We start from the raw sequence: 6,800 nt of genomic DNA on the forward strand, positions 1-6,800 counted from the left end.
GCGCAGGGCCGCGAGGGCCGCCGCGAGCCGCACGCCGGTCACGTCGCCGCTCATGACCTCCCTCATGAGGGCCGCCGCCTCGTCCAGCGTGAGGCGCTCGCCGTTCATGAGTCTCGCGAGGGTGCTCACGGGAGGCTCCGCGCGGGCGCGAGGTCCGAGAGGGCGTCGGCGCGGGTGAGGGCCGCGTCCACCTTCAGGCCCAGGAAGTTCCCGATCATCTGCAGGCCGCCCTCGCTGGCGATGCTCTCGGGGTGGAACTGCACGCCGTGCATGGGATAGTCGCGGTGCCGCAGGGCCATGAGGGTGCGCCGCCCGTCCGCCTCCTCGGCCCACGCGGTGGGCACGAGCACGTCCGGGAGGTCCTCCACGACGAGGGAGTGGTAGCGCGTGACGCGCAGCCCGTCCGGGAGGCCCGCGAAGAGGCCCGCGCCGTCGTGCGTGATGACGCTCGTCTTGCCGTGCATGGGGGTGCGGGCGCGCACGACGCGCGCGCCGAAGGCCTGCCCCATGCTCTGGTGCCCCAGGCAGACGCCCAGCATGGGGATCTCGGGCGCGTAGCGTTCGATCACGGCGACGCTGAGGCCCGCCTCGGTGGGCGTGCAGGGGCCGGGCGACACGACGATCGCGTCCGGCGCGAGCGCCGCGATGTCCTCCAGGGCGAAGGCGTCGTTGCGCCACACGGTGAGGTCCACGCCGAGCTCCCCGAGGTACTGCACGAGGTTGTAGGTGAAGGAGTCGTAGTTGTCTAGTACAAGGACGCGCTGCATGGAGCCTCCGGCGGGCTGGGCGGAAACGAGGGGCGCGGCGGCGGTCACGACAGGCCCTCGCAGGCGAGCGCGACGGCGCGGACGAGGGCGGCGGCCTTGTTGAGGCACTCCTGGTACTCGGAGGCGGGATCGCTGTCCGCGACGATCCCGGCGCCCGCCTGGATGTGCACCCGCCCGTCCGCGATCACCATGGTGCGCAGCGTGAGGGCCATGTCGAGGCTGCCGCTGTGCGCGATGTACCCGAACGCACCCCCGTACGGTCCACGCCGGGTGCGTTCCACCTCCTCGATGACCTCCATCGCGCGGATCTTCGGGGCGCCCGAGACGGTGCCCATCGGGAGGACGCTCGCGAGGGCGTGCAGGGGCGTCTGGCCGGGCGCGAGGCGGGCGCGCACGCCCGACACGAGGTGCATGACGTGGCTGTACTTCTCGACGCTGAAGGCGTCCTCCACGCGGACGCTGCCGTACCGCGCGACGCGTCCGAGGTCGTTGCGCCCGAGGTCCACCAGCATGAGGTGCTCCGCGCGTTCCTTCTCGTCCGAGAGGAGTTCGGCGGCGAGCGCCGCGTCCTCCTCGGGGGTGGCGCCGCGCCGGCGGGTACCGGCGATGGGCCGCGTCACGACGGTCTCGCCGTCGGAGCGCAGCAGGCTCTCCGGGCTGCTCGCGACGAGCGTGACGTCCCCGAGGTCGAGGTAGCCGAGGTACGGGCTGGGGTTGAGCGAGCGCAGCGCGCGGTACAGCGCGAAGGGGTGCGTGGTGAGGGGCGCGCTGAGCCGCTGCCCCGGCACGACCTGGAAGATGTCCCCCGCGCGGATGTACTCCAGGCAGGTCTCGACGGCGCGGGTGAATTCCTCCGGGGTGAAGTTGCTCGTGAAGGTCGGCGCGGGCGCGGGACGGTCGCCGGGCACGCCCGGCAGGGGGCCGCGCAGCTGACGCGCGAGGCGGTCCACGACGGCCTGCGCCTCGGTTTCGTCGTCGTGGACCGCGACGGCGAAGAGGCGGTGCGCGAGGTGATCGAAGATGACCATGCCCTCGGGCACGACGAAGAGCGCGTCGGGGAGGTTCAGCTCGTCCGGGTTCGTCTCGGGGAGGCGTTCGTAGGCGCGCACGAGGTCGTAGGCGGTGTAGCCGACCGCGCCGCCCACGAAGTCCGGCAGGCCCCGCGGGACCTGCACGGGCCGCACCACCTCGTGGTAGAGGTCGCCGAGCGGGTCGTCCGTCTCGTGCTCGCCGTGACCGAGCACGCCGGAGAGCTTCACGCGGCCCGCGCGGCCCGCGCCGGGCGCGCGGTACTCGAAGCGGCCACGCTCGCCCACGCCGATGAAGGAGTAGCGTCCGAGCTTCTCGCCCGCCTCGACGCTTTCGAGCAGGAAGCTGGGGGAGCGCGCCACCTTGAGGTACGCGGTGACGGGCGTGTCGAGGTCCGCGAAGAGCTCACGCACGCGGATGGCGGGCGTGGGTCTCGGGGTGGCGGGTTCGGGCGTCGTGGACATGCTCGGTCCTCTCTTCTGAATGAAAACGGCCCAGGCGCTGGGCCTGGGCGAGGTACGGCGGAAGGCGACCCAGGCTAGAGTCCGGGCCACCACCAAGCGCCGCCGTGCGGTTGCATGCGCCGAGCTTATCAGACGCCGACGCCGCCCCACAAGCGCCCACGGGCGAGCGCACGATTTCAGAAGGGCTACTGTCTTCTGAAACGCGGTCCACTTACCTTCAGGCATGTCGCCGGACCCTGAACGCATCCTGAATTCCCGAGAAGACGTCGAGGCGCTCCTCGACCTGCTGGCCCGGGACCTGCCGCTCCTGTCGGCCTTCGTGCGTCCCGCCACGCCCAGCGAGGCCGCGCGCCGACTCGGGGAGCCCGCCAACCGGGTGCACTACCGCGTGGCCCGCCTCGCCCGACGCGGCTTCCTCCGGCCCGTGGAGCGGCGCGGACGCGTCACGTTCTACGAGGTGACCGCGTACCGCTACCGCGTGCCCACCTCGGCGGCGCTGAGCGTGAGCTTCGCGACCGCCGTCACGTCCACGGTGTCGCCGCTGGCCGCCCTCGTCCTCGCGGAGGTGGAGCGCCGCGCCGAACTCAACCGGGAGACGCTCGACCGGCACGACGCCATCGACCTCGACCTGCTCGCCGGTCCAGGTGATCGGGCGGCGCCGCCCCCGCCCGACCTCGGACCGCACGCGCCCTTCGTGCGCGCCCGCACGCTGCGTCTCACGCCCGCACGCTACCGCGAGCTCCAGTCGCGCCTGCTGGGCCTGCTCGACGAGTTCGCCCACGACGACCCTTCCGGTGGGGCGCGCGCGTGCTCGTTCCTGTGTCTCGGCGTCCGACAGCCCGAAGTTCAGTCCCCTCAGGGAGGTTCCTCATGACGATCGTGTCCGCGCTCCTCGTCCTTCTCCTCGGCCCGCCCGGCGTCCTCATCGCCGCGACGCTCACGCTGTTCGGCCTCGCGCGGCTCGCGCGCTCCGTACCCGCCGGGTTCGCGGGCGCGGGGGCCGTGCTCGCGGCGGGCTCGTTCGTGGTCGTCGACGTCCTGCTGCGTCTCGTGGCCCTGCCGTCCGTCGCGGCGGCAGGCCTCCTCGCGGCGCTCGTGGTGATCGGGGCGGCGCTCGTCGCACGAGGGGCCTTCCTCAGACCGCTCGACGTGACGCCGCGCGAACCGGAGGCTCTGCCGGACGTACGCACCTGGACGAGACCCGACGGACTGCCCATCGCGTACCTGCACCTCGCGGCGGAGGGCGCCGCGAGAGGTCCACAGGCGCCCGTCGTGTACCTGCACGGCGGACCCGGCGGCTACGCGCTGACGTCCGGGACCCGGGACCTGTTCGCGAGGCTCGCGCGGCGCGGGTTCGACGTGTACCTCTACGATCAGGTGGGCGGCGGGCGGTCCGGACGGCCCGCGCGGCTCTCGTCCCAGACGGTGGACCGGCACGTGGAGGACCTGGAGTTCGTCCGGCAGCGAATCGGCGCGCGGAGCCTCGTGCTGGTCGGGCAGTCGTGGGGCGCTCGGCTCGCGGTCGAGTACGCGGCGCATTACCCGCAGCACGTGGAGAGGATCGTGCTGACCTCGCCGGGCGGGCTGTCTCCGGAATCGCGGCGCGACAAGCGCGACCTGGACCTGCCGGACGAACACCGCCGTGCCATGGACCGGTTGCAGTCCCATCCCCGGGTCATCCTCGTGATGCTGCTCGCGCGGCTCGCCGGGCCCGACGTCGCGCGCCGTTTCGCTCCGGACCGCGAGATGGACGCGTGGTTCGACGCGTTCACCGACCTCGTGTCGCTGGGGTCACGCCACCGTCCCGACCTCGCGGCGCTCGGGCGGAACGTCGGCGCGGGCTTCTACGCGAACCAGGCGGCGTCGTGGGAAACGCGGCGGCGTCCCGCGCCGATCGCGCGGCTCGCGGACCTGTCCGTCCCGACGCTCGTGATGATCGGCGAGAGCGACTACCTCGGCTGGTCCACCCGGATCCGCGAGTACCGCGCGGCCTTTCCGCGCATGACACTCCTGCTCGTGCCGGACGCGGGGCACGCCCTCGGCCTCGACCGGCCCGAGCTGCACACGGAGGCGATCTCGGCCTTCGTGCGCGGGGCGCCGCTCCCGCTTCCGGAGGTGCGGGGCGAGGAGCGCCCCACCCTGTCCGGCGACGTCGCGTGCCCGAGGCCCGCCCCGACGACCGACGCGGCCTAGAATGACCGTCATGCGTCACTGCGCCGTGTGTCTGCCCGTCCGTGAGGGACGCGTCCTGCTGGGCCTCAAGAAGCGCGGGTTCGGGGAGGGCAAGATCGTGGAGATCGGCGGCGGGCTGGAGCCCGGCGAGACGCCCGAGGAGGCCGCGATCCGCGAGACGCGCGAGGAGTGCGGCCTCCTCGCGCGGAACCTCGTGGATCACGGGGAGGTCGTGTTCGAGTTCACGGGACGACCTCAGTGGGCGATCCGCATGCGGATCTTCGTGACGCGCGACTGGGACGGCGAGCCGGTCGAGACGGACGAGATCCGCCCCGAGTGGTTCGACGTGACGGCTCCGCCCTTCGCGCGGATGTGGGCGGACGGAGCGCACGTGCTGCCGCGCGTGCTGCGCGGTGAGCGCGTGTTCCTGCGCTTCCTGTTCGCGGAGGACGGGGAGACGATCGCGAGCGTCTCTCCCCTGCCGCCCTCCTAGGGAACCTCCACGAGGCGGGCGTCGAGGACGTCGAAGACCGCCTCCGCCTGCCCGTCACGGTGCGTGTCCACGATCTCCACGAGCTCGCCGTACACGGTGCGTTCACCGAAGGTGAGGCTGTCGTCCTCCGCGTCCTGCGGGTCCGAGGCGAGGGTGACGGGCGTCCCGACGGGCAGCCAGTCGTAGGGGCTTTCCAGGACGACGCCCCGGTCGAAGGAGCGGTCGGTGAGGGTGACACGGACGATCATGCGGACCTCCTGGACTCATCGTGCCCGCCTCACGCGGCGCGGACCGTACGAGAAGGGGTGGTCGCGCGGCCGACCGGGCGTGCCGCTCGAACCCCGCCGGCCCCGCCCGGCGAGCTCAGTCGCCGAGCGCGAGCGCGAGGTCGTCCGTGAGGGTCGCGCGGTAGCCCGCCCACTCGCGCCACAGTTCGCGCAGGCGCGTCACGGCGTGGTCGAGCGCCTCCTCCACCTCCGGGGTGAAGACGCCGTTCGACACGGCCCACGCGACGGTGAGCTCCACCTTCGCCCACAGGTAGCGGCTCTGATGACCGTAGGTGCCGTCGTACACGAAGTTCACGCCGTCCCAGTCGAAGGCGCCGAAGCGCGACCAGATCATGTCGGTGAGGATGTCGTCGGAGAGGCGGCAGCGGGCCGCGGCCTCCTCGCGCCCGTGATCGGCGCAGTGCTTCTCGGCGACGAGTTCCACGTCACGGTCGACGGTGGCGCGGAAGGCCGCTTCGATTTCCAGTCGTGCGCGCAGTTGCGAGGCGTCCATCGCTGCGAGTGTAAGGCTGCCCGTCTGACGCCGGTCTTACATCCTCACGTCGTGCTGCGCGCGGCGCTTCGTGACCGTCACCTCAAAGGGCCTCTTCGCGCCGCGCGTACAGTGACCGCGTGAGCACCCTCTTCTCGCCGCTGGCCCTGCGCGACGTCACCCTTCCCAACCGCGTGGTCGTCTCCCCGATGTGCATGTACTCCTCGCGCGAAGGCTACGCGAACGACTTCCACCTCGTGCACCTCGGGCAGTTCGCGCTCGGCGGGGCGGGCCTGATCGTCACGGAGGCGACCGCGGTGAGCCCGGAGGGCCGCATCTCGCCCGAGGACCTCGGGATCTGGCGTGACGAGCACGTGACGAAGCTCGCCGACATCAACGACTTCGTCCACAAGCACGGGGGGCGTGTGGCGGTGCAGCTCGCGCACGCGGGCCGCAAGGCCAGCACCTTCGCGCCCTTCCGTGGGCGCGGCGGCGTCCCGGACGAGCTGGGCGGCTGGGAGGTCGTGGGGCCGTCCGCGCTGGGCTTCACGGACACGTACCGCAGGCCGCGCGCGATGACGGTCGACGACATCGCGAAGGTGATCGCGGACTTCGCGAGCGCCACGCGGCGCAGCATCCTCGCGGGTTTCGACGCCGTGGAGATCCACGCGGCGCACGGGTACCTGCTGCACCAGTTCCTGTCGCCCCTCGCGAACGACCGGACGGACGAGTACGGCGGCAGCTTCGAGAACCGCGCGCGCCTGCTGCTGGAGGTGACGCGCGCGGTGAGGTCCGCGTGGCCGTCGCACCTGCCGCTGCTGGTGCGGCTCTCCGCGACGGACTGGGCGCCGGGCGGCTGGAACGAGGACGACACGGTGGCGGTGTCGCGCCTGCTGGCCGCCGAGGGCGTGGACGTCGTGGACGTCTCGTCGGGGGGCCTCACGCCAGAGCAGCGCATCACGGTCTCGCCGGGCTATCAGGTGCCCTTCGCGGCGCGCGTGAAGGCCGAGGCGGGCGTCCGGACGATGGCGGTGGGGCTCATCCGGGACGCCGCGCAGGCCGAGGAGGTCGTCGCGGGCGGCTCGGCGGACCTCGTGGCGATCGCGCGGGCGTTCC

At 72.6% G+C, this 6,800-nt stretch carries 8 protein-coding genes and 1 pseudogene; 4 read left to right on the top strand and 5 right to left on the bottom strand.

The features are described from left to right. From DEIPI_RS36290 to trpE, 3 genes and pseudogenes are all read right to left on the bottom strand, one after another. Positions 1-129, bottom strand: a pseudogene (locus tag DEIPI_RS36290) (anthranilate phosphoribosyltransferase); the annotation flags it as partial. Further along, on the bottom strand, positions 126-767 hold the full coding sequence (locus DEIPI_RS27325; RefSeq protein ID WP_045233346.1) for an anthranilate synthase component II: 642 nt from the start codon (positions 765-767) through the stop codon (positions 126-128). The pseudogene DEIPI_RS36290 and the gene DEIPI_RS27325, both read right to left, overlap by 4 nt. Before the next feature lie 44 nt (positions 768-811). After that, positions 812-2,260 (bottom strand): anthranilate synthase component I, encoded by a 1,449-nt coding sequence (trpE, locus tag DEIPI_RS0100425; RefSeq protein WP_027480477.1) that lies wholly within the window; start codon positions 2,258-2,260, stop codon positions 812-814. 223 nt (positions 2,261-2,483) lie between these two features. Here trpE and DEIPI_RS0100430 point away from each other — a divergent pair, with 223 nt between their 5' ends. From DEIPI_RS0100430 to DEIPI_RS0100440, 3 genes are read left to right on the top strand one after another with little or no spacing between them, the layout of a single operon-like run. Continuing rightward, positions 2,484-3,134 (top strand): helix-turn-helix transcriptional regulator, encoded by a 651-nt coding sequence (locus tag DEIPI_RS0100430; protein WP_027480478.1) that lies wholly within the window; start codon positions 2,484-2,486, stop codon positions 3,132-3,134. Further along, complete coding sequence (locus DEIPI_RS35145; RefSeq protein ID WP_027480479.1) at positions 3,131-4,453, top strand: alpha/beta hydrolase; 1,323 nt, start codon at positions 3,131-3,133, stop codon at positions 4,451-4,453. Before DEIPI_RS0100430 ends, DEIPI_RS35145 begins: the two co-directional genes overlap by 4 nt. A gap of 10 nt (positions 4,454-4,463) precedes the next feature. After that, on the top strand, positions 4,464-4,925 hold the full coding sequence (locus tag DEIPI_RS0100440) for an 8-oxo-dGTP diphosphatase (RefSeq protein ID WP_052351544.1): 462 nt from the start codon (positions 4,464-4,466) through the stop codon (positions 4,923-4,925). On the opposite strand, the gene DEIPI_RS0100445 is transcribed toward DEIPI_RS0100440, so the two are convergent. Together DEIPI_RS0100445 and DEIPI_RS0100450 are read right to left on the bottom strand one after the other, a co-directional pair. Further along, positions 4,922-5,173 carry a hypothetical protein gene (locus DEIPI_RS0100445; RefSeq protein ID WP_027480481.1) on the bottom strand — a complete coding sequence of 84 codons (252 nt, stop codon included), beginning with the start codon at positions 5,171-5,173 and terminating at the stop codon, positions 4,922-4,924. The genes DEIPI_RS0100440 and DEIPI_RS0100445 overlap by 4 nt on opposite strands. A 115-nt stretch (positions 5,174-5,288) precedes the next feature. Continuing rightward, a complete protein-coding gene (locus DEIPI_RS0100450) occupies positions 5,289-5,705 on the bottom strand; it encodes a hypothetical protein (protein ID WP_027480482.1) in 417 nt (138 codons plus the stop codon). 119 nt (positions 5,706-5,824) lie between these two features. Between DEIPI_RS0100450 and DEIPI_RS27335 the strand changes: the two genes are divergently transcribed. Further along, on the top strand, positions 5,825-6,800 hold a 976-nt coding region (locus DEIPI_RS27335; RefSeq protein WP_052351545.1), incomplete at its 3' end, for an NADH:flavin oxidoreductase/NADH oxidase.

The sequence above is a fragment of the Deinococcus pimensis DSM 21231 genome, from assembly GCF_000519345.1.
Lineage (GTDB): Bacteria > Deinococcota > Deinococci > Deinococcales > Deinococcaceae > Deinococcus_A > Deinococcus_A pimensis.

Bases quoted from the DNA above. Each gene is read 5' to 3' on its own strand.
- DEIPI_RS0100430 (WP_027480478.1), top strand. From the start codon at position 2,484: ATGTCGCCGGACCCTGAACGCATCCTGAATTCCCGAGAAGACGTCGAG.
- trpE (WP_027480477.1), bottom strand. From the start codon at position 2,260: ATGTCCACGACGCCCGAACCCGCCACCCCGAGACCCACGCCCGCCATC.
- DEIPI_RS0100445 (WP_027480481.1), bottom strand. From the start codon at position 5,173: ATGATCGTCCGTGTCACCCTCACCGACCGCTCCTTCGACCGGGGCGTC.
- DEIPI_RS0100440 (WP_052351544.1), top strand. From the start codon at position 4,464: ATGCGTCACTGCGCCGTGTGTCTGCCCGTCCGTGAGGGACGCGTCCTG.
- DEIPI_RS35145 (WP_027480479.1), top strand. From the start codon at position 3,131: ATGACGATCGTGTCCGCGCTCCTCGTCCTTCTCCTCGGCCCGCCCGGC.
- DEIPI_RS0100450 (WP_027480482.1), bottom strand. From the start codon at position 5,705: ATGGACGCCTCGCAACTGCGCGCACGACTGGAAATCGAAGCGGCCTTC.
- DEIPI_RS27325 (WP_045233346.1), bottom strand. From the start codon at position 767: ATGCAGCGCGTCCTTGTACTAGACAACTACGACTCCTTCACCTACAAC.